Origin of the sequence: Synechococcus lacustris str. Tous (assembly GCF_003011125.1) — a bacterium.
Classification (GTDB): domain Bacteria; phylum Cyanobacteriota; class Cyanobacteriia; order PCC-6307; family Cyanobiaceae; genus Synechococcus_D; species Synechococcus_D lacustris.
In genome coordinates, this window is the sequence record NZ_PXVC01000007.1 from 1 (window position 1) to 18,864 (window position 18,864).

Genomic DNA, 18,864 nt, shown 5'->3' on the forward strand with positions numbered 1-18,864 from the left:
ACCGCTCCTTGATCCGCAACGACAGAGGGGCGGGCATCGCTGGAGCTCCAGACCGTGATCGGAGCCCTGTTGTCGCGTCCTGAGACCCGCCTATCTAGTTGGCGCGACCCGCCTACCTAATTGTCGTCAAACACCTGCCATTGAGTTGTTATTGGCCGCTGGTGCCCGATGCCTYGGCACTACTTGGCTTGATGAATTCGCCTTTGGTTTGGCTGGTGAGAATCCCTGGGGTGGAACACCTCCAAACCCGAAGGCCCCGGGCAGAATTCCCGGGGGCTCAAGCAGTGGCAGTGCTGCAGCCGTGGCACTTGGTGAGGTTCACATAGCCCTTGGCACTGATACGGCTGGTTCAATTCGCGCCCCTGCTAGTTGGTGTGGCTTATGGGGAATGCGTCCTAGCCACGGCTTGATATCCACAGAATTGGTGGCACCTCTAGCGCCAAGCCTCGACACGGTGGGCCTCTTCGCCTCATCGTTTGAGCTACTGCGAAAAGGGATGTTTACCTTGCTTCAGCTARGCAATCCAGTTGCTGAAACAACTGCTATTCGCGCAATTGCTTGGATTCCTGAACTATGGGAGCTGGCTGATCCAGCAGTGGCGGCACCATTAAAAGAAAAATGCCAGCACTTGGCTAGCCGTTTGGGATTAACACTTCAGGAATGGCCCTTAGCGGTGTTGAACCTCTCGAGTACAGAGCAATTAAAAAACCTGTTGGAGGCAGTGCAATGGGCTGAAATTGAATCGAGCCTCTCCCATTTGCCACCTCAGTTGCCTGTTGGCACAACATTTGCGCGTAATTGCTCTTTGGTAGCAAACCGCGATCGCAATCTCTTGGCTTCCGCCCAAATAGATCGCCTCAATTTGCAAAAAAGGTTGCACCATCTATTAGCACCCAATTCCAGCAGTGATGCCCCTGCTCTGTTGTTGATGCCTTGCACACCAACAGTTGCCCCCCTACGCAATAGTCTTGGTTCTGATCGCAGCAACAGCAATGTGATTCACCGCTTGCTGCAACTTGGAGCCCTTGCCAGCATTGGTGGGCTACCGCAACTGTGTTGGCCAGGGAGCCTTGATAATATTGAAGGCCTACCTGTTGGTTTAGGCTTAATCACCCATTCAGGCGGTGATCAATTGCTACTAAATTTGCCCATATCYTRATAATGGATTAGTTTAAAGTGATTRATTTTYWGCCTATGTCTATTCCCCCCCTGCATCCAAATGAGGCCACTGCAAGGTTGGAATGTCTTTCCACCGAGGAATTAAGTGCTGAGTGTTGCGCAATTCTTGAGCGTATTCCAGGTGCTGGCCTCAAGGGTTCTGGTTTTCCAGCAAATGTGCTTGGTCAACTTATGCACAGCCCTGAACTACTTGCCCGATTTCTTGATTGGTGGGTTACCAGTAAAAGTGCAATGGCTTTTGCTGAACGCCAACAAGAATTGGTGATTTTGCGAATTGGTTGCTTATATGCAAGCGATTATGTGTGGAAGCATCATGTACCTGTTGCCTGTGAGTTTGGGGTAAGCAATGATGAGATCGATGCTGTGCGTAACGGAAATTTTGATTTTTTYACTGGCTTAGATAGAGCCCTATTGTGCTTTGCGGAAGCTATGGTTGTTGATAGAACCATATCTGCYGAACTGTGGACAACTTATTCTGCCCAGATAAGTGCTCAACAAGTAATAGATTTAATTTCCTTGGTTTCACAATACGTGTTRTTCGCTTTAACCAATAATGTCTTGCAAGTTCCCCTAGAGGAGCCGTTTATCAATGCTCCAAGCCTTATGCCGTAGGGAGAATTGAATTCACATGGAATCTGGACAACTCGCCTAGTGCTTGCGGGGATTTCAAATGCCGAGATGGATTCTCTTGCAAGCACACTTCGATCAGACCGTTTRCAGGTTGATGTGTTACATGTTGATCTTGCAGATGAATGCTCAATAGCAGCACTTGTTGAAAAATCAAATGAAGCTGAGCGGGTACTCGCCTTGGAAACAGTTCCCCATGGGGTACGTATTAATTTGATCTCACCAGGGCCAACTGAATCTGAGATGATGCGCAAATTAATTGCTGATCATCCAAATATAGCCAATTTAGCTGATGGAAACCTTGAATCCTTTCGACCGCCAATACCTGATGCCCATGTGGGCCAACCAGATCAGGTGGCAGCAGCTGCAGCATTTTTACTTTCGCCAGATTCATCACATATATCCTTTCACGATCTTTATTTAGATGGCRGTGAAACTTTGGGTATCTAACCAAAACAACACAAAAACAMCCTGGATCTTAGAAGCGTGCCATTGCAGCAATCTTAGTTAGCTTTTCCTTATCTAGTCCATCAAGTTCAGATAACTTGAGYAGTTCATCTTTTACTAGCCGGGCGAACACAAACAATATTCCTTCTGGCCTAAAATCAAAACGGCCCTCGATGGTGTGACGTTGAATACTTAAATAATCATGAAGTGCCCAAATGGTTTCAGCCGTATCTAGCTGCTCAGATTTAGAGCGTACAGATTTAATCAGTTGATCTATAGACCTCGCATAGGCCTGATCAAAAGCGCTTTTAGCGATGGTTTGTTCGCTGGTTGTCCAGCCYTCTAAAACAGTGTCAACCATATTTTGAAAATTAATTTAAAAGATCCTAATTGAGTTMTCCGCTGATCGCGAGCTCTTTCGATCTACAACGGGCAGCGGGAAGCTCAAACCAGGCAAGTGAGGGATTGATGTGGTGTTCCCTATGATACCCGAAGTGGTAGCAGGCCAACAGTGATAGCAAAGSTGGTAGTTCTAGGCTTTGAGCTTGTTGTTTGGCCTCGCCAGCCCCTTGGTGGCGATGGGGCAAATAAGTACCAAATATAAACAATTGCATAGAGCTTAAAAGTAGCGGAACAATGCAAAAAATAAACACATTTAGCATTGCTGATGGGGTMACACTTTTAAATGCAAACCATAGCAAGCCCCAACTACACAAAAGCATTACCATTTGTGTTAAACTTAAGTATCCAGTCATGAACTTAAAGTACCAACTTAAAATTCCTYTATTATTTGCCGAGGAAAAATCTGGATCCAATTCAGTGGCTTGATGTTTATGGTGAAGATTATGGTTTTTACTGCAATTACTAAATGGTARAAAAGCATATAGTGCCAATGAAATAGAGCCTAATGTGTTATTTAGTTTCAGATTCGATCTGCACAAAACAGWGTGCATTGCATCATGGGCAATAATAAATAGCCCAGTTTGAAGAAATGTTCTAAAAAAAACTGCAATCAACACAWATAGAATTGGTGTTGATTGCAGATTGAATGAAAGGACACTAAGAAAAGAAGTTATCCACAAGCTGGCAATAACAACTGCTGGTAGCATTAACGAGCAAACTTTAGAAGTTCAGCTGGAGATGCAAGTAAATCAATAGCAACAAAATAGATTTTGCCATTTGGGTCTAGAAGAAATCTCCAGGCAACATTCATACCAACGCCAGCACCAAACCATGGGGTTTGCACKGTTCCAGTTACTTTTACCTGTGTRAAACCATCATCAGCKGGCTCAGCTTTGCCGCGCTCGGGAAGCAGTTTTAAATTCTGACAATCTTCCCTGAAAAAGCGGAGGATATTATCTGAGCCAACTATTGGCTTTTTGAATGGTGGCTGRAGAGCACCATCTGGCAGGAATAATTGAATTAAATTATCAAAATCGTTAGCATTGAGCAGCTCTATGTAACTCAATACTGTTTGGTTGTCTACTCCTTCAATAGAAACCTTCTCACGAAGCTGGGCTGGGGTTGGAGGTGCCACAGGCTCGCTGATTATTTGAGCACCCTCGCGCTTGGGATCAAAGCCCATGTCAACAACAAAATTACGGAGCAATGTGATTTGCTGACCGCTACTCACGGTTTTAACTGAGCTCAAAACGGCTAAGGCGTTTGCTGATAGTTGATAACCTTCAGGAATTGGAGCAACAGTACCCTCTGCCATCCATTCCCCAAGGGTGTACCAAAAGCCAAGTTTGATATTTACAGACCAATTTGAATAGGTGCGACAAATAGCTGTATCTGAACGATTGGCTAGGTCGCACATTGCTTGGCTTTGGGCTGGAAARCTCATTGCCTTGATTTCCGCCAGGGTGCGCTCTGCAAACTGCATGCTTGCTGCGCCCAGGGCTGCCACTGTGATTGTTTTGCCCATCTCTAGATAGGCATACCAAATGAGGGCCAGTTGATCTTCGGCGCTAAGCAGCTCGAAGCGAGCTGTGATAGCAGGAACCACGTCTGCRGTAAGGGTTTCAGGGAAAATCTGTGACGCCTTCTCAATCGTGAACATGAGCGAACGGCCTTTTGTTAAGGATTGTTTCAACAGTGTAGCACGCCCTGGGGGTGCTACACCRATTGTGRGCTTAGGTGGCTACACAGTTGTTAATTTATAGGTTCTAGATGAAAATTTTATATCYGCTACAAGTTCTTTTAGTTCGTTTGCATCAATTTCTAGATCTTTTACATTTATTAGCTCTGGATTTCTAAATCCAGTTGCTATGGCCATTTCTTCAAAATCCCTCCAGTAGAGGGCTCCTCCAAGGCATTCGCTGTAAAGCACAGGATGGCTACTAATTTCCTGTGKAAGCTGCTGATCCGAGTATACATCAGCAAAATAAAAAGTTCCGGTAGGTTTAAGTAAATGCTTTATTCCTTTTAGCACTGCGGGCTTGTTTGTTGAAAGGTTTAGCACACAGTTGCTTACAATTAAGTCAAAGCTGCTTTTTCCCAAACCAAGTTCGGTTAATTCTTCAATTCTTCCTTCAATAAATTCAACGTTTGCATAACCAAATTGTTCAGCGTGATATTCTTTATATTTTTGGGCTATTTCCAATTGTTCTTTCGTCATATCAACGCCTACAACATTTCCCTTGGAGCCAACTAACTGTGCCAATATGTACACATCTCTACCAGCTCCACTTCCAAGATCTAGAACCCTAAAACCCTCTATTAATTCCGGACATACAAGCCCGCAACCGTAGTATCGCTTGCAAACCTCTGGATGAACCTTTGCTAGCAGCTGTTTTAGGGAGTTTGAAATTGCATTTGCATCGCAGCAGGCACTGGTTTTTAAATCAGCGCTGCTCTTGAGTTCCTTGCCGTAATAGGCCTTAACAACATCTTCCATTGCTAGATCCGATCTACGCCTATTATAGACTTTCATRGGGATATGAGAGCTTCTTTTTTTAAWTCCTATGGAATATATTGTYGTTTGCCTTGCAGCACTACTTGCATCGGCGTTAACCCTGTTTTCAGGTTTTGGTTTAGGCACCTTGTTGATGCCAGTGGTTGCTATTTTTTTTCCATTAAATCTTGCAATTGCAATTACTGCGATTGTTCACCTGTTAAATAATTTGTTTAAGTTTGCACTGGTTGGATCACAAGCAAACCGTGCTGTAGTATTGAAATTTGGCATTCCCGCCCTTTTAGCAGCCTTTATCGGCGCCGGTTTGCTTAACATTTTTGCATCGGTTAAACCAATTTACAAATATTTTTTCTTTGGTTCGGAATTTCAAATAACTTTGATTAATCTAAGTGTTGGCTTCTTGATCCTGATTTTCTTGTTTMTTGATTTTTCTAAATCATTTAAATCAATCGCCCTGCCAWTGCGATGGYTACCTGTTGGCGGCATTGTGACTGGTTTTTTGGGAGGATTTTCTGGTCACCAAGGTGCCTTCAGAAGTATGTTTCTATTAAACYTAAATCTATCAAAAGAAGCATTTATATCAACAGGTGTTGTGATTGCTGTTATGGTTGATATTGCAAGGCTTTTTGTATACGGTGTTGGTTTTTACCAGCAATCGTTTGCCGTGGATTGGAGTTTAACTGCCGCAGCCTCAWTGTCTGCTTTTATTGGTGCATTTCTTGCTGTTAAGTGGCTAAAAAARGTYACYTACGCGTCGATTAGGATTACTATTTCTGTAATGTTATTTGTTGTTTCCATCGGTTTGATTAGTGGCTTGATTTAAGTTGGTTTTCTAGCGATAACAGAAAAAAATGGATCTCCTTTGCCTGCAAACCATTTTAGTGGGCCGGTATCTATGGTTTCTTTGCTAACTAGTTCTTCTATATGCCAACCTTGATGCCTTACTACTTTTGAGATTAGATTTAATCTTTCCCTGTCGCTTGATTCAAGCCATGCTAATGGCGCTTTGCTGGAGAACATTCTATTTGAAAAGCTCACAATTAATATTCCCCCTGGTTTAACAACTCTAAATAATTCTGATGCTACAGCCTCTGGTTTTTGTAAGTACTGCCAACCTGCAACAATTAATCCAGTGTCTACTTGGCAATCTGCTAAAGGTAGGTGTTGATTTACATTTAAATTCTGCAGCCAATAGCTACTCAGTTGCTTATTGGCTTTTAATTCCTGTTCATTTAAGCCATGGCCAATAACTTCTTTATAGTTGTTGCTTGCTGGAAGATGGCTTACCCAACTGCTCATTAAATCTAATATTATTGAACCTGCTTCAATCCTATCACTATAAAGATTAGTTAGCTCCTTGCGAAAACCCCCATCGAGATGTTGAACAAATCTTGGCATTGAATAAAATAATTCATCATTGTTTTCATCCTGTTTAACTCGTTGTTGATTGTTGAGAACAGAAATGAATTCTACCGGTGTGTTCACCAATACCTTTGCTTGTTGCACCGCTATTATGGATGTTTATTGTTGCGATTGCGTGCTCGATTATCCAGCTTTGCAAATTGCTATCCCCACTGCTGAGGAGCTCCTGTTGCTTGAGCAAAAGGCCCGTGTCAATGGCAGCGGTTTGAATCCTAACGATTTGCTTGGTTCTTGGTATCTCGAGCGTGTGTGGTCTAAAGGTAGTAAATCTCCGTCAACCTTTGCTGCTGGTTTGCTGAAGAATCTTAGTGCTTGCCTGCGCTTAACTATTGATACAAATCAATTTCAAATTATTAATTCTGTAAGCATTGGGTCTTTACAACTGAGCTTTGTTGGCGAAGCCTTTCTAAATGGTGTAAGGCCAATTTTGTTTTTTACCTTCCAGTATGTTTCTGTTTCCTTGGGCTCACTTGTGATATTCAAACGTAATCTACCCCAACCCCCATCCCGAAAAATGCCATTTTTTGCCCTCATAGCTCGCAACAGCAATGGTTGGTTGGCTGCCCGTGGTAGAGGCGGTGGACTTGCATTATGGATTTTAAAAGCAGATACTGMTGTTTAATTATATTCACCAGGAATAGTATTTTTATGAACCGTTACCCGATCGAATTTTTGMCCTGATATTCTTAAAAGTTCATCGCCTGAAAACTCAAGCCCATATCTTTTGCCAAKCAATGCAACRTCATCAGCSGTTGATGCAGAAAGCACYAATTTTTTAATTTCTTCATCTTGTTGTAGTAGTGCCATGAATGCCTTAAGATCAACAAGGGACATGGYGCAAAAAYYTCAATTGAGTTATGATTGCATAGTTTGGCTTSATTTCGCTACAATCCCMCTTTACTAATCTGCTMTTKAATGAATTTTTTAATTAATTGCATCATCTTATTCTCGTTGAGTTTATTCCAGCTTGTAGGTCCTGAACCMACTGATTTGGGAGTTCACAATGCTGAATTRTCCCCCTGTGCCTCACCGGCCCATTGCGCMAGGGCRAATTGGTCTGTTGCTCAACCATCGGATGTTCTTAATAAATTGGTTCCATTGTTAGAAAAAATGCCACGCACTSAATTGGTAGAGCAGGAAAATGGCTATATTCATGCAACGGTTAGCAGTGCYTTWTTTGGCTTTGTAGATGATCTRGARCTTTATGCAGATCCTATCCGCGGATTYTTGCAGGCCCGCTCTGTTTCTAGGCTTGGTGATTCTGATTTAGGTGTTAATGCCAAACGWTTAACTGAGATCCATGCACTTATCCCCTCAATTTAAGGATTTATAGCTTCCTTAAGCCAWCCATTTTCTGCTTTCCAACAGAATCTTCTGTGGGGGGTAGCAGTTAATTCCAGCARTTCAACCATCTCACAGTTAACACGGATAAGCTCAAAATTATCTGGAGGAGGGGTTTCTTCAGGCACCTGGAGCGGAAAATTGCTTTTTGAATYTAAGGACAATCCCGGCGCTGGCCAAAACCATGATGCTTTTGCTTTCGCTGAGAGCTTTTGCCAGTGCTGCTGAACGGCTTYCTTTTCTCTCTCTGCAGTTAGAAATGTATTGATTCCCCGAAATCTAAATTGGCTTTTTGCCTTTGGSAGYAGCCAACAAATTTCAATCCTTGGGTTCTCTTGAATTTCGATTGATTTTTCACTCCTTCTATCGGTTACSAGGTCTAGTTCACTTGCCCCGTGCCAWCCCCTAAAAACAACGGTWCGCACCCTGGGGCTGCCATCGGTTGCTGTTGTGGCCAAYTGAACCCAGTTTTTAGAMATWGAATTTTTTTCCTTAGCCTGGGCAGCACGTAAAACCTGCCTCCAGGCTGGTATKTGGTTTTCCAACGCCCTAAGCGATCTCAAGCCATAATGTAACGGTTCGTTAAGTTATCGGCCRTGACCCTTGGTGAGGTTTTTCTCGARTCCCTGAGCACCGGYGTTATCACAGAACAAGAAATYGATTGGTTGGCGGCTCAGCAAAAYCGCTTTAAYCGCGATGAAGAGGCAACRGCCCTAAAACTTGGCAGGCTTCTCGATTCCGGCGCCATCAATCTTGGTTGCCGAATTCCTTCTCAACTCCTCAGGCAMAAACTTGTTTTAAACGATTGGATCGAACCGCTCGGTCGCAGGCGTCACCACAAGGCAATCGCTGCCTAGCCACCAACCAGCTTATTGAAACGTTACAGTTTRTTTACAAAAGTCAACACWCAGCCATGGAYGTTTCCCCCGCCGCTGCCATTGCAGTGCTTCTRATTGGWGCCTGGATTGTTGGRGCGCTSGCYCARCCAGACATGCCYAGCGATTGAGATCGCTTCACATTTCGCAATCTCRCGCGCCAGACTTTTTTAAACCTATTTTTCCTTCCATGACCAATCCGATCTTGCTCGAGTCGGCCGGAGGTTTTTTAGCTTCCTGCGCTGCCCTTTGGTTTCTAACGGTAAAGAAGCTTCCCAGTTTTGGGTTTACTTCTATCCTCTCAARCCTTCAACCCGTTCTTAAGTCTTACCTATTGAAGCAGAACTACATCGCTTCAAYTGGYTTGCTTTTACTGCGTATTGCAGTTGGTGTGATGATGATTCACCACGGCCAAGAAAAGCTTGCYGATCCACAGCAATTTGCAGACACCTATGTTGCMTCCTTGCATCTTCCCTTTCCGCTTTTCTTTGCCTATGCGGCCGGGTTRTCTGAGTTAATTGGCAGTTGGCTGTTGATATTTGGAGTTTTCGCKCCGCTTGGTGCGCTWGCTATCACTGGAACCATGGCAGTTGCAGCCTATCAACATATYTTAACCGGYGGTTTTAATATTTACGTACTTGAGCTGGTTGCACTTTATYTAGGCGGTAGCATCGCCTTACTACTAACTGGACCTGGATTATTTTCTCTTGATGCTTTATTGATCAGGCTKTTACCCGCTAAGGCGAGCCAAGCYGTATCGGATGATTTCGATCTWTCAGAAGATAATTCAAGTTTGGYATATGTAMAAATAAASGACTAACTTACATACAAGAATTATTTTTTTAAGCTCCAACTTCATYTCACAGCTGTAGAAATTGTGTGATTTCTACAGCTGTTTTTTTGTTTTTGTTAGTTTTAAGCATACGTTTTGCTTTCCATGACGGGTTCTGCTTCAGCRAGTGGCAYTAATTCTGGCAAGTGCCCCTTCAGTGGCGYAAGCCATGAAACCCGAGCTGGAGCTGGYCAATCCCCCAGCGACTGGTGGCCCCAGTTGGTGAAATTGAGCATTCTTCACCAACACAACTCAAAGGCAAACCCCCTCGGATCAGATTTTAATTATCCAGAAGCTTTCAATAACCTTGATTTTGCTGAACTCAAGAAGGATTTAGCTCATTTGATGACCGATTCCCAGGATTGGTGGCCTGCGGATTGGGGKCAYTACGGTGGTTTATTTATCMGKATGGCCTGGCATAGTGCCGGYACCTATCGGGTTGGCGATGGCCGTGGCGGTGCCAGCACTGGTAATCAAAGATTTGCGCCACTTAATAGTTGGCCTGATAACGACAACTTAGATAAAGCTCGCCGTTTGCTTTGGCCCATTAAACAGAAATATGGCAACCAAATTTCCTGGGCAGATTTAATTATTCTCGCTGGCAATGTTGCATTGGAATCCATGGGTTTCAAAACCTTTGGTTTTGCTGCCGGCCGTGTTGATATTTGGCAGCCAGAGGAAGATATCAACTGGGGTAAGGAAGCMAGTTGGCTTGGAGATGAGCGCTATAGCGGTAATCGTGAATTGGAGGCTCCCCTTGCTGCAGTGCAGATGGGGCTTATTTATGTGAATCCTGAGGGCCCAAATGGCAACCCAAATCCAGGGGCATCAGGCATTGATGTGCGCGAAACCTTTGCGCGCATGGCCATGAATGAYGCTGAAACCGTTGCCCTGGTGGCAGGGGGGCATACCTTTGGTAAATGTCATGGAGCGGGCAATAAGGAATTGGTGGGTCCACCTCCAGAAGGTGCCCCCCTTGAAGARATGGGCTTGGGTTGGCGCAATCTCCAYGGCAGTGGCCATGGCGCTGATACCAACACCAGTGGCATTGAGGGAGCCTGGAAGCCAAATCCAACCCGTTGGGATATGGGTTATTTCGATATGTTGTTTGGTTATGAATGGGAGCTGRTTAAAAGCCCTGCTGGTGCTTGGCAATGGCAAGCCCAAAATGTAAAGGAAGAGCACCTAATTCCCGATGCCCACATCCCCGGTGTTAAACATGCACCAATAATGACAACCGCGGATCTTTCTTTGCGGTTTTCACCTTTCTATGAACCGATTGCACGCCACTACCATCAAAACCCCGATGCATTTGCTGATGCTTTTTCAAGGGCATGGTTCAAACTCACCCATCGTGATCTAGGACCCCGCTGTTTATACCTCGGACCGGATGTGCCAGCTGAAGTGTTGGTTTGGCAGGATCCCATCCCAGCMTTAACAAAACCTGCAATTAATTCAACTGCAATAGTTGAATTGAAAGCAACACTAAAACAATCCGGTTTGAGCGCTAGCCAATTGGTAGCAACTGCATGGGCATCTGCTTCTACTTTTCGAGGTTCAGATAAGCGCGGTGGTGCAAATGGTGCCCGTTTGCGGCTTGAGCCCCAATGCARTTGGGCAGTGAATGAACCAAACCAGCTGAAAACCGTTCTGTCTGTTCTTAGTGAGATCCAAGCAACTTTCAATTCCAGTGATAAATWTGRCTGCTGGCTTTCAATGGCYGATTTGATTGTTTTAGCTGGTGGTGTTGGTATTGAAATTGCAGCTRAKGCYGCAGGCTWCGAGTTAAATMTGCCCTTTAGCCCWGGTCGTAATGATGCATCCCAGGCTGAAACCGATATCGCTTCCTTTGCAGCACTGGAACCTAAAGCTGATGGTTTTCGTAATTATGAGCAGCCTGKAATTGGCGATTTAGCAGAACATATGTTTATTGATCGTTCTCAATTATTGGGCTTGTCKGCACCAGAAATGACTGTTCTGCTTGGTGGTTTGAGGGTTTTAGGTGTTAATTGTAATTCTTCTAATCATGGAGTATTTACAAATAAGCCTGGCACCCTCAGCAATGATTTCTTTGTTAATTTGCTTGATATGCAAACCGTTTGGGCGCCCAGCAAGGAGCTTGAAAATAGTTACGAGGGCAGGGACCGCAACAGTGGCTCCMTACGCTGGACTGCCAGCCGCATAGACCTGTTATTTGGCTCCAATTCCCAGCTMAGGGCCATCGCTGAGGTTTACGCTCAGGYCGATGGCCAACAGAAATTTGTGRCTGATTTCTGTGCAGCCTGGRCAAAAGTAATGAATCTAGATCGATTTGATTTAACCGCTGCTGAATWAGSTGCCTAGGATAAATYCTCCCACGATCCTTGCCAATGCAATCGCCGCTTAGATCYGCCAACGGCTCAGATGGACCAGGAACAATTCTTAGCTTGGTACTAGCCGTAGTTGTTGGTTTRGCGATTTTATTGAGTCAAACCGTTTTTATAGTGCCGGCCGGCAATGTGGCGGTTGTAACTACCCTTGGCAAGGTAACTGGTGTGCCCCGTAATCCCGGTGCAAATATTAAGGCCCCTTTGGTTCAAAACACATCCTTATTTGATGTGAGAACCCAGGTTAAACCTGAGCAATTCTCAACACTCACAAAAGACTTGCAGGTTATTCAGGCCACTGCCACTGTTAAATACGCAATGAAACCGGCCGAAGCCGGCAGGATTTATGAAACGATTGCCACTGATGATCAGCAGATTTATCCGAGAGTTATTCAACCATCTTTGTTGAAAGCTTTGAAATCTGTTTTTTCCCAGTATGAGCTGGTTACAATCGCCACCGAATGGAATTCAATTTCYGAATTGGTTCAAGAAAAAGTTGCTGAAGAATTACGTAAGTTTGATTATGTTACTGTTCAGGGTTTAGACCTTACTGGTTTACAGATAGCTGAGGAATATAGAGCGGCTATTGAACAAAAACAAATTGCTGAACAGCAATTGCTCCGKGCCCAAACTGAGGTATTGATTGCTGAGCAGGAAGCAAAGCGCTATCAAACCCTTAATTCGAGCCTTGATGATCAAGTKCTTTATAAACTCTTCCTTGATAAATGGGATGGTCAAACCTCTGTAGTGCCAGCTTTGCCTGGTGCCGCTGGCGTTTCGGGTAGTTCGGTAATTGTTAATGGACGCAGATAAATAAAATACGCATATATTTATTTTTCATATGGTCCAAAAACCGAAGCGCATTCAGCGCCACAACGTGCCCCAAGTTGAATTGCTTCCATAACTKTGTAACCAGCCGCTAGCCCAGCCGTTACCCCCGCCGCAAAACTATCGCCGCAGCCGTAGCTATCAACCAGTTTGCCGCTTAGTGGCATTGCTTGATAGCGTCCGCCGGGTTCACACCAGCCCCCGGCGGCTCCTTCGGTGGCAATACGCAATAGCGGTTTTTTACTAAGGGCTCCCCTGGGAACTTCTTCATCTGGGTCTAGGGCGCTGCCGATYAGGGCATCACAGCTAATGCCACTTGCTTCCAGYAGTGGCAACCGCAATCTTGGTGTTGCTGTGAGCAGGGCGCTGCGGCGGCAAAGTTGTAAACCAGCTGCATTTGTGGCCGTTACAAATACACCATCTGTTTCSGCTAGTGCTTCCCATGGCAGGGGATCCTCTGCCTCTGGAGCRAGTCGCTCACCAATAACMGTGATAGTTCGCTCMGCTGCTGCATCAACAAAACTGATTCCCCGGCGAGTTGCTCCATCACGCCAGGCAATTTTTAAATCAAGCCCAAGTTCCGTTAACCGAGCAGCTGCTTGTTCGCCWACGGCATCACGGCCTAAGGCAGTGAAGAAACTAACTTTTSTTCCGGTTAGCCGRGCAAGTTGCACCGCCGCCACYGCCCCACCGCCTGCCGGTTCCTCCCGGTAGGCAGTGGCGTGGCTAATGCTTCCAGCTTTGGGCAACTTTTCAACCGCCACAAAGCCCATCCATTCCACATGGCCAACCACAGCCAAGTTCAAATTGGCTAGGGGCCGGCTTAGGCTTGWTTTCATTTGCTCCTCTGAACTGTTATGCAGGCCGTGCCACTTCACCTAGATGCCGGTAGTGATGTGCGCAGCAGCCTTGAACAGTTTGCCCAAGAACGCAATGCAACTGGTTTTGTGTTGAGTGTTGTGGGCAATCTTGCCCAAGCGGCTTTTGCCTGTCCTGGCCAAAAAACGCCGATGGTTTTAAGTGGTGAGCTCGAAATAATCACCCTGCAGGGCACCATCGCCCCTAAGGGCGTGCATTTGCACCTCAGTTTTTCCGATCCTGAATGTGCCGTTTGGGGCGGACACCTGGAGCCGGGCACCACGGTGCTGCGCGGCGCTGATCTTCTATTGGGCCTGCTTAGTGGGGAAACCCCMTCCCAGGCAAGGGTGCAGGTGGCTGGTTTACCCGAATGCCCTTTTTCGCGGCGGGCCTTACGCATGCTGCGCACCCTGGGGATTCCCTTTCAGGAGATCAGTCCCACGGGTGATGGMAGTGTTCCACARATATTTATTGATGGGGTGGCCATTGGTGGCTACAACTCCCTAGCTGAACTGCATAGCCGTGGCGAACTGGAGTATYTGCGTAATTCCTAATGGCTGCATGGTTTTCGCGGCTTAATTTGCTTTTGCCCCTGTTGATCTTGCTGATCGCCTGGCTACAGGAGTTTTTAGATCAAATCTTCTTTCGCGGTCAATGGAATYTACCGATGGTTCCGGGTGGTTCGTTTCTTGGTGTTCTAACAGCTCCTTTTAGCCATGCTGGTTTTGCCCATTTATTAGCYAACTCCTTAACTTTTTTACCATTGTCGTGGTTGGTACTTTTAAGAGGCCGCAGGGATTACCTAGCCGTTTGGCTTGGGGTTTACTGCTGCGCTATTCCCGTGTGGTTGTTTTGGCCCARTGGCAGCCATGGCCTATCTGGTGTTGTTTATGGGCTGCTGGGGTACTTATTAATAATTGGCTGGTTGGAGAAAMAACCCCTATCTATTGCCCTTTCCGGATTAGCTCTCGTTAGCTAYGGAGGTGTTCTGCCGAGTTTGATCCCGATATTTTCAGCACCTGGCGTGAGTTGGATTGGGCAYTTCAGCGGTTTCCTCGGTGGGGTGTTAGCGGCGGCAGCGATTGCAAGAACAAATACCTAGGCCTGTTGCTTTTCCAATTCTTGAAACACTTCTTGGCTATGAATTGAAGGCTGCACCGCAGTCCAGCGGGCGCGCAAAATTCCATCTGGATCAATTAAAAACGTATGTCTTTGCGAAAATGGGGCGATCCATGATCCATAGGATTTACTAACCTTGCCATCGGGATCAGATAGCAGGGTGTATGTAAGACCCTCACTACCGCAAAAGGAGGCGTGCTGGTTTGGGTCGTCGGCGCTAATGCCAATTATGTMTGCCCCYTTATTGCGGAATTTTGGAAGATCCCTTTGGAATCCCCTCGCTTCTAGGGTGCAGCCACTGGTGAAATCCTTAGGGTAAAAATACAAAATCAACCACTTGCCCTGTAGATCAGCAAGTTTGCGTTGCACCGCACCAGATTTATCGATGCCAGCCAAGTTGAAATTAGGTGCTGGTTGATCTAAGGCCGGCAGCACTCCCCCCATGGCCTGGGCTTGTTTTGGCAGCAGCATCAGGCCCAGMAAAGTGGCAGAACCCTTTAAGGCACTTAGTAGTAACTGGCGTCGCTGCATAGGTTTAAGCCAAACTTTTGGCTATTCGAAACCGTTCAAAGCTAACTCCGCCAATCAAGAGTTGTTCTTTCTCAACTGTTAGCCAACCCATCCGCTCAAAGAGGGGATGGCTGATRTAGCTSGCCTCGCTGCGTAATTTCTTAACCCCTTGCCTTGATGCYTCCTGCTCAAGGGAAACAAGCAATTGGCCRCCACGGCCTTGGCGATGGGAGCGGGCCCTGCAATAAAGCAAAGCAACGCGATCAACTGGGTGTAACACCGCAAAGGCTTCAATTGTTTCGCCATTGCAACTAACTAAGCCATAGCCAGATYGCAGGGTTTCATCGAGCACCCCTGGCAATAGGGCCACAGCAGACCAGGCATCAAGTTGGGCTTGGCTATAGATCCTCGGCGATAAATTCAGCACTGCATCCACATATACCTGGCGCACTTCGGCATGGTCACTGGCCAACATTCGTCGCAATGGCCAACAATTGGCGTGCATCCTTGATCCCATCTGGTTTTAGATGCCTGCAAATRGCGGMATTTGATAGCRCTCCACAGTTTATCTACGTGAGCAGGGGACAGCAAAACAAAATCATTTTTGGGAAAAGGTTCTCAAACCAGCCATTTGATTGGTATGTTTAGGGAGTAATTCTTTTTCAACTTCACATGCTCATCGGGAATGACCTTCTAACCAAGGTTCGCGAACTTGGCGATGCTGGCAAATCTGAGATCGTGCGGGCTTGCGGCTATGTATCCACTAAGAAAGATGGTGGTGAGCGCCTAAACTTCACAGCATTCTACGAAGCCCTTTTAGAGGCAAAAGGCGTAGATATCGGTGGTGCTTCCGTTGGAAAAGGCGGCCGYAAACTCAGCTACATCGCCACTGTTCAAGGCAACGGTAAYTTGTTGATCGGCAAGGCCTACACAGCCATGCTGAACCTGAAGCCAGGTGATGAATTTGATATCAAGCTGGGTCGCAAGCARATCCGCTTGGTGCCAGTGGGCGGTGAGGATGAAACCGAAGAGTAACTTCCAGGCCCACTTAGCCTGTTAGTTAGCGCCTAAATTAAAGYTCTTACGCAGCTGCACCCCGTTCACCTCCAGCTGGATCACATCCAGCTGGGCTGTGGGCGGGGTTGCTGCTTTCATATCCATATTGCTGATTGCGCCAAGCGGTTTTGCTGCGGCACCTTCTTTCCTGATTTTTACGTTTGCGCAAATGCTGGCTGGCTTTAGCCCTGGGTTAAATCCAGCCATGCCATTGARAGTTGTTATTTTTGCCGGTAACACAGATAGGGCRACYARTTGGCCGGCATCAAACCCAGCCGCTTCTACCGTTCCAGGTTTATARCCAAAGCGCTTTTTAAAATCCTTTTCAAATGATCCCCAGCCAGGGCCACGGCTGGCTTCCTCCACACCAATCTGCACCTGTTTACTGGTGGTTTTAGGGGCGAAATTCCACACTAAACGCATCTGCTCTGGCCATGCCTGAGCCATAACAGCAAGCATTAATTCACTATTCCTTGGGCTCATAACCACCAGTGCCGCTGGACTAAACCATTCAGCATCRGAAACTAACTGTTTTAATTCCTCTGCATCCCTGGCATTAACCCTGCGGGCCTGCAGATCAGTTCCAAGCAGCACGCCTCCCTGTAATCGCATGGTTTCCAAAAAACGATCAGCCAATAACTGTTGATCAGCACTGCCATCACTGATTAAAAGAAAACTGCGCAGGTTGGCTTGCACCATTGCCTTAACCAAGGCATCAATTTCTAAGCTGCGGGCAGGTGTTACGGGCCAGAGTTGATCTGAACCGCGGCGGCTTGCCAGTTGCTGCAAGGAAGCACCCCTTTGCAACGGCAATAAAACCTGTCGTTTTTCAAATTGGGCAAGSAGGCCGGTTTCCACCAGTGGCGTTGCCGGTGGCGCCAATAAAAGCGGCGGCAACCTGCGATTGCCAAGTTGGCTAGAGGGATCGCTGCCGGGTTTTATCCAGCCCACCGACCATTGGGTTTTTGGTGCGCCGCAAAGTTCACTTTGTTCTTGGGCCAGGCTAAAACCGCGCCGGATGCCATCYCCCAAACCAGCCACAGCAMCCTCGCTAGGTAGCAGCATCAGGGCATTTCCAGGTAGGGGCCATGAAGCAACAAGGCTTTGGCTAGCTAGTAGAGCCGCCAGCACTCCAGCAACTTGCAGGGGGGATGAGCTTTTATTGGTGGTCATGACGAATACCGTCCAGCTCGGCAAGGCTAGGGCTTGCTTTATGCCTACGCTTATYRATTAAAAGCGGGATTTTCATGAAGAGCGTTTTCAAAGCTGCTCGTTCATTTGCCTTGGGGGCCGCTGCATGCTTGCCGCTAYTGGCACCAACCCTGCCGCTCAGGGCAATTCCAGAGGCTGATGCTCTAAAAAAATTAGCGGTTATTCCTGTGTTTYTAATCACTAATGAGCAGGGATCACCMATACCAATCCCCCAGGGCGATAAAAATTTGCTGCTGCCAATGTTTTTGGATCAAGCAAAGGCCCAAAAGGAACTAGRTGCTTTTAATAAGGCTAACCCCGCTGCAAAAGCGCGTGTAACACCGATTCCAATGAATTTAGCCAACGACAAGGTAAATGAAATAAATAAAAAACTTACCGATAAAAAGCTTGTTGCTCCTGTGATTAGCTCCGATGCGGATATGGCAAAGGCTGTTGAATTGCTACGCAAGCAAGGGGTAAGTGAAAAAGACATCAATGAAGGCCTATCGGTACCGGTGTTTTTCTCYAAACCCTTTATTACGATCAACACCCCGAAGGGCACCAAAGCAGTTTTCTTTCTTTCCTATAGCGATGCAGCTGCAGCTGCTGCAAAAATCCAAGGCACGAAAGTTGAAATGCTTGCAGCTGATCTCACCGTTGCCTTGGGCAGAATGATTGAATCCAAAAACGACGAATTTGTTTTTTATCCCACRCAGGCATTTTTTAAATTGATGCARGAACAGGGCCAGGGRGGCGCAGCTAAACCCTAATCTTTTTCTGTTGGGATTAATTGGGCCAAAAAACCACCGGCAAGCAGAGCGATGCCAAGCCAAATAGCAACGGTTTGATTGCTTTCTGAACCCCAAGCAGCTGCACTAAGGAATGCACCCCCAAGTAAAAGGCATGGAACTAAAACGATTCCTTTTGCAGTTCGRTTARTACTCATGCCTTCYCCRTTGGTTTAGTTGCTTTGATGCAGCCTTGGTTTAATTYTGCCAATTGATTTTCCACTAATAAACTACTGAGATCCTGGCTGCTGCCAAGGGGCCTCACCCTTGCTAGTAATAACCCATCCTTGCTGCCCATAGGCATCAGGTTTACTTTTTGACGCCTTGGCAGTTGCTTACGCARGAAATCAATCGAATTTTGCTCCTGCCCTGGGTTTATTTCTGCGCAAGCTAGCCTCACGCTGTAGGTGCGGTTTTGATCGCCGATCAAAAGCAGATCAGCTTCTCGCACCTGTAGCACTTCAGCTGCTGATACTCTCACTGGACTAAGCAGTAATCCAGATATCAA

At 46.3% G+C, this 18,864-nt stretch carries 26 protein-coding genes; 13 read left to right on the plus strand and 13 right to left on the minus strand.

All coding sequences use genetic code 11. The features are described from left to right. Nucleotides 1-151 precede the first annotated feature (151 nt). The 3 genes from C7K08_RS16720 (at nucleotide 152) to C7K08_RS02955 (ending at nucleotide 2,256) form a co-directional block, all read left to right on the plus strand. Nucleotides 152-1,159 carry an amidase family protein gene (locus C7K08_RS16720; RefSeq protein WP_341272129.1) on the plus strand — a complete coding sequence of 336 codons (1,008 nt, stop codon included), beginning with the start codon at nucleotides 152-154 and terminating at the stop codon, nucleotides 1,157-1,159. Between the two features lie 35 nt (nucleotides 1,160-1,194). Further along, nucleotides 1,195-1,791 (plus strand): carboxymuconolactone decarboxylase family protein, encoded by a 597-nt coding sequence (locus C7K08_RS02950; protein ID WP_106499167.1) that lies wholly within the window; start codon nucleotides 1,195-1,197, stop codon nucleotides 1,789-1,791. A 66-nt stretch (nucleotides 1,792-1,857) separates the two neighbouring features. Beyond that, nucleotides 1,858-2,256 carry an SDR family oxidoreductase gene (locus C7K08_RS02955; protein WP_106499168.1) on the plus strand — a complete coding sequence of 133 codons (399 nt, stop codon included), beginning with the start codon at nucleotides 1,858-1,860 and terminating at the stop codon, nucleotides 2,254-2,256. A gap of 28 nt (nucleotides 2,257-2,284) precedes the next feature. Here the strand turns inward: C7K08_RS02955 and C7K08_RS02960 are convergent, their stop codons facing one another. The 4 genes from C7K08_RS02960 to C7K08_RS02975 form a co-directional block, all read right to left on the minus strand. Continuing rightward, nucleotides 2,285-2,614 carry a hypothetical protein gene (locus tag C7K08_RS02960; protein ID WP_106499169.1) on the minus strand — a complete coding sequence of 110 codons (330 nt, stop codon included), beginning with the start codon at nucleotides 2,612-2,614 and terminating at the stop codon, nucleotides 2,285-2,287. A 25-nt stretch (nucleotides 2,615-2,639) separates the two neighbouring features. Next, complete coding sequence (locus C7K08_RS02965; RefSeq protein WP_106499170.1) at nucleotides 2,640-3,362, minus strand: fatty acid desaturase; 723 nt, start codon at nucleotides 3,360-3,362, stop codon at nucleotides 2,640-2,642. Next, the gene (locus C7K08_RS02970) at nucleotides 3,362-4,315 is read right to left on the minus strand and encodes an orange carotenoid-binding protein (protein ID WP_106499223.1); all 954 of its coding nucleotides are present in this window, start codon (nucleotides 4,313-4,315) and stop codon (nucleotides 3,362-3,364) included. Before C7K08_RS02970 ends, C7K08_RS02965 begins: the two co-directional genes overlap by 1 nt. An 81-nt stretch (nucleotides 4,316-4,396) precedes the next feature. Continuing rightward, nucleotides 4,397-5,152: a methyltransferase domain-containing protein gene (locus C7K08_RS02975; protein ID WP_106499171.1), complete on the minus strand. Its 756-nt coding sequence runs from the start codon at nucleotides 5,150-5,152 to the stop codon at nucleotides 4,397-4,399. A 67-nt stretch (nucleotides 5,153-5,219) separates the two neighbouring features. Here C7K08_RS02975 and C7K08_RS02980 point away from each other — a divergent pair, with 67 nt between their 5' ends. Then, complete coding sequence (locus tag C7K08_RS02980; protein WP_106499172.1) at nucleotides 5,220-5,993, plus strand: sulfite exporter TauE/SafE family protein; 774 nt, start codon at nucleotides 5,220-5,222, stop codon at nucleotides 5,991-5,993. On the opposite strand, the gene C7K08_RS02985 is transcribed toward C7K08_RS02980, so the two are convergent. After that, nucleotides 5,990-6,655 (minus strand): class I SAM-dependent methyltransferase, encoded by a 666-nt coding sequence (locus tag C7K08_RS02985; protein ID WP_241536992.1) that lies wholly within the window; start codon nucleotides 6,653-6,655, stop codon nucleotides 5,990-5,992. The genes C7K08_RS02980 and C7K08_RS02985 overlap by 4 nt on opposite strands. On the opposite strand from C7K08_RS02985, the gene C7K08_RS02990 reads away from it, so the two are divergent. After that, nucleotides 6,648-7,214: a hypothetical protein gene (locus C7K08_RS02990; RefSeq protein ID WP_241536993.1), complete on the plus strand. Its 567-nt coding sequence runs from the start codon at nucleotides 6,648-6,650 to the stop codon at nucleotides 7,212-7,214. The two genes, C7K08_RS02985 and C7K08_RS02990, sit on opposite strands and share 8 nt — an antisense overlap. On the opposite strand, the gene C7K08_RS02995 is transcribed toward C7K08_RS02990, so the two are convergent. Beyond that, nucleotides 7,211-7,426 (minus strand): Nif11-like leader peptide family natural product precursor, encoded by a 216-nt coding sequence (locus C7K08_RS02995; protein WP_106499174.1) that lies wholly within the window; start codon nucleotides 7,424-7,426, stop codon nucleotides 7,211-7,213. The genes C7K08_RS02990 and C7K08_RS02995 overlap by 4 nt on opposite strands. 81 nt (nucleotides 7,427-7,507) lie before the next feature. Here C7K08_RS02995 and C7K08_RS03000 point away from each other — a divergent pair, with 81 nt between their 5' ends. Further along, nucleotides 7,508-7,915 carry a DUF1499 domain-containing protein gene (locus C7K08_RS03000; RefSeq protein WP_106499175.1) on the plus strand — a complete coding sequence of 136 codons (408 nt, stop codon included), beginning with the start codon at nucleotides 7,508-7,510 and terminating at the stop codon, nucleotides 7,913-7,915. On the opposite strand, the gene C7K08_RS03005 is transcribed toward C7K08_RS03000, so the two are convergent. Continuing rightward, entirely contained in the window at nucleotides 7,912-8,496 is a 585-nt protein-coding gene (locus C7K08_RS03005; RefSeq protein WP_106499176.1) for a pyridoxamine 5'-phosphate oxidase family protein, read from the minus strand. The genes C7K08_RS03000 and C7K08_RS03005 overlap by 4 nt on opposite strands. Nucleotides 8,497-8,998: 502 nt before the next feature. On the opposite strand from C7K08_RS03005, the gene C7K08_RS03015 reads away from it, so the two are divergent. From C7K08_RS03015 to C7K08_RS03025, 3 genes are all read left to right on the plus strand, one after another. Then, the gene (locus tag C7K08_RS03015) at nucleotides 8,999-9,628 is read left to right on the plus strand and encodes a DoxX family protein (protein WP_106499178.1); all 630 of its coding nucleotides are present in this window, start codon (nucleotides 8,999-9,001) and stop codon (nucleotides 9,626-9,628) included. 117 nt (nucleotides 9,629-9,745) lie between these two features. After that, nucleotides 9,746-11,983, plus strand: coding sequence for a catalase/peroxidase HPI (katG, locus tag C7K08_RS03020; RefSeq protein WP_106499179.1), 2,238 nt, complete (start codon nucleotides 9,746-9,748; stop codon nucleotides 11,981-11,983). A gap of 26 nt (nucleotides 11,984-12,009) precedes the next feature. Beyond that, complete coding sequence (locus tag C7K08_RS03025) at nucleotides 12,010-12,819, plus strand: prohibitin family protein (protein WP_106499180.1); 810 nt, start codon at nucleotides 12,010-12,012, stop codon at nucleotides 12,817-12,819. 17 nt (nucleotides 12,820-12,836) lie between these two features. On the opposite strand, the gene C7K08_RS03030 is transcribed toward C7K08_RS03025, so the two are convergent. Then, the gene (locus C7K08_RS03030; RefSeq protein WP_106499181.1) at nucleotides 12,837-13,673 is read right to left on the minus strand and encodes a PfkB family carbohydrate kinase; all 837 of its coding nucleotides are present in this window, start codon (nucleotides 13,671-13,673) and stop codon (nucleotides 12,837-12,839) included. Nucleotides 13,674-13,691: 18 nt separating this feature from the next. Between C7K08_RS03030 and C7K08_RS03035 the strand changes: the two genes are divergently transcribed. Together C7K08_RS03035 and C7K08_RS03040 are read left to right on the plus strand one after the other, a co-directional pair. Further along, the gene (locus tag C7K08_RS03035) at nucleotides 13,692-14,246 is read left to right on the plus strand and encodes a PCC domain-containing protein (protein ID WP_106499182.1); all 555 of its coding nucleotides are present in this window, start codon (nucleotides 13,692-13,694) and stop codon (nucleotides 14,244-14,246) included. After that, nucleotides 14,246-14,794: a rhomboid family intramembrane serine protease gene (locus C7K08_RS03040; protein WP_106499183.1), complete on the plus strand. Its 549-nt coding sequence runs from the start codon at nucleotides 14,246-14,248 to the stop codon at nucleotides 14,792-14,794. The genes C7K08_RS03035 and C7K08_RS03040 overlap by 1 nt, the downstream gene beginning before the upstream one ends. On the opposite strand, the gene C7K08_RS03045 is transcribed toward C7K08_RS03040, so the two are convergent. Further along, complete coding sequence (locus C7K08_RS03045) at nucleotides 14,791-15,342, minus strand: peroxiredoxin (protein WP_106499184.1); 552 nt, start codon at nucleotides 15,340-15,342, stop codon at nucleotides 14,791-14,793. The genes C7K08_RS03040 and C7K08_RS03045 overlap by 4 nt on opposite strands. A 4-nt stretch (nucleotides 15,343-15,346) precedes the next feature. Beyond that, a complete protein-coding gene (locus C7K08_RS03050) occupies nucleotides 15,347-15,826 on the minus strand; it encodes a GNAT family N-acetyltransferase (RefSeq protein WP_161955803.1) in 480 nt (159 codons plus the stop codon). 167 nt (nucleotides 15,827-15,993) lie between these two features. Here C7K08_RS03050 and C7K08_RS03055 point away from each other — a divergent pair, with 167 nt between their 5' ends. Then, nucleotides 15,994-16,356: an AbrB family transcriptional regulator gene (locus tag C7K08_RS03055; protein WP_106499186.1), complete on the plus strand. Its 363-nt coding sequence runs from the start codon at nucleotides 15,994-15,996 to the stop codon at nucleotides 16,354-16,356. Nucleotides 16,357-16,377: 21 nt separating this feature from the next. On the opposite strand, the gene C7K08_RS03060 is transcribed toward C7K08_RS03055, so the two are convergent. After that, entirely contained in the window at nucleotides 16,378-17,550 is a 1,173-nt protein-coding gene (locus C7K08_RS03060) for a type 1 periplasmic-binding domain-containing protein (RefSeq protein ID WP_106499187.1), read from the minus strand. A gap of 278 nt (nucleotides 17,551-17,828) precedes the next feature. On the opposite strand from C7K08_RS03060, the gene C7K08_RS03065 reads away from it, so the two are divergent. After that, a complete protein-coding gene (locus C7K08_RS03065; protein WP_241536996.1) occupies nucleotides 17,829-18,338 on the plus strand; it encodes a hypothetical protein in 510 nt (169 codons plus the stop codon). On the opposite strand, the gene C7K08_RS03070 is transcribed toward C7K08_RS03065, so the two are convergent. Both C7K08_RS03070 and C7K08_RS03075 read right to left on the minus strand, forming a co-directional pair. Then, nucleotides 18,335-18,514, minus strand: a complete 180-nt coding sequence (locus C7K08_RS03070; RefSeq protein ID WP_106499189.1) for a GIVxVP protein — start codon at nucleotides 18,512-18,514, stop codon at nucleotides 18,335-18,337. The two genes, C7K08_RS03065 and C7K08_RS03070, sit on opposite strands and share 4 nt — an antisense overlap. Beyond that, nucleotides 18,511-18,837, minus strand: a complete 327-nt coding sequence (locus C7K08_RS03075) for a nuclease (protein ID WP_341272128.1) — start codon at nucleotides 18,835-18,837, stop codon at nucleotides 18,511-18,513. Before C7K08_RS03075 ends, C7K08_RS03070 begins: the two co-directional genes overlap by 4 nt. Nucleotides 18,838-18,864: the final 27 nt, after the last annotated feature.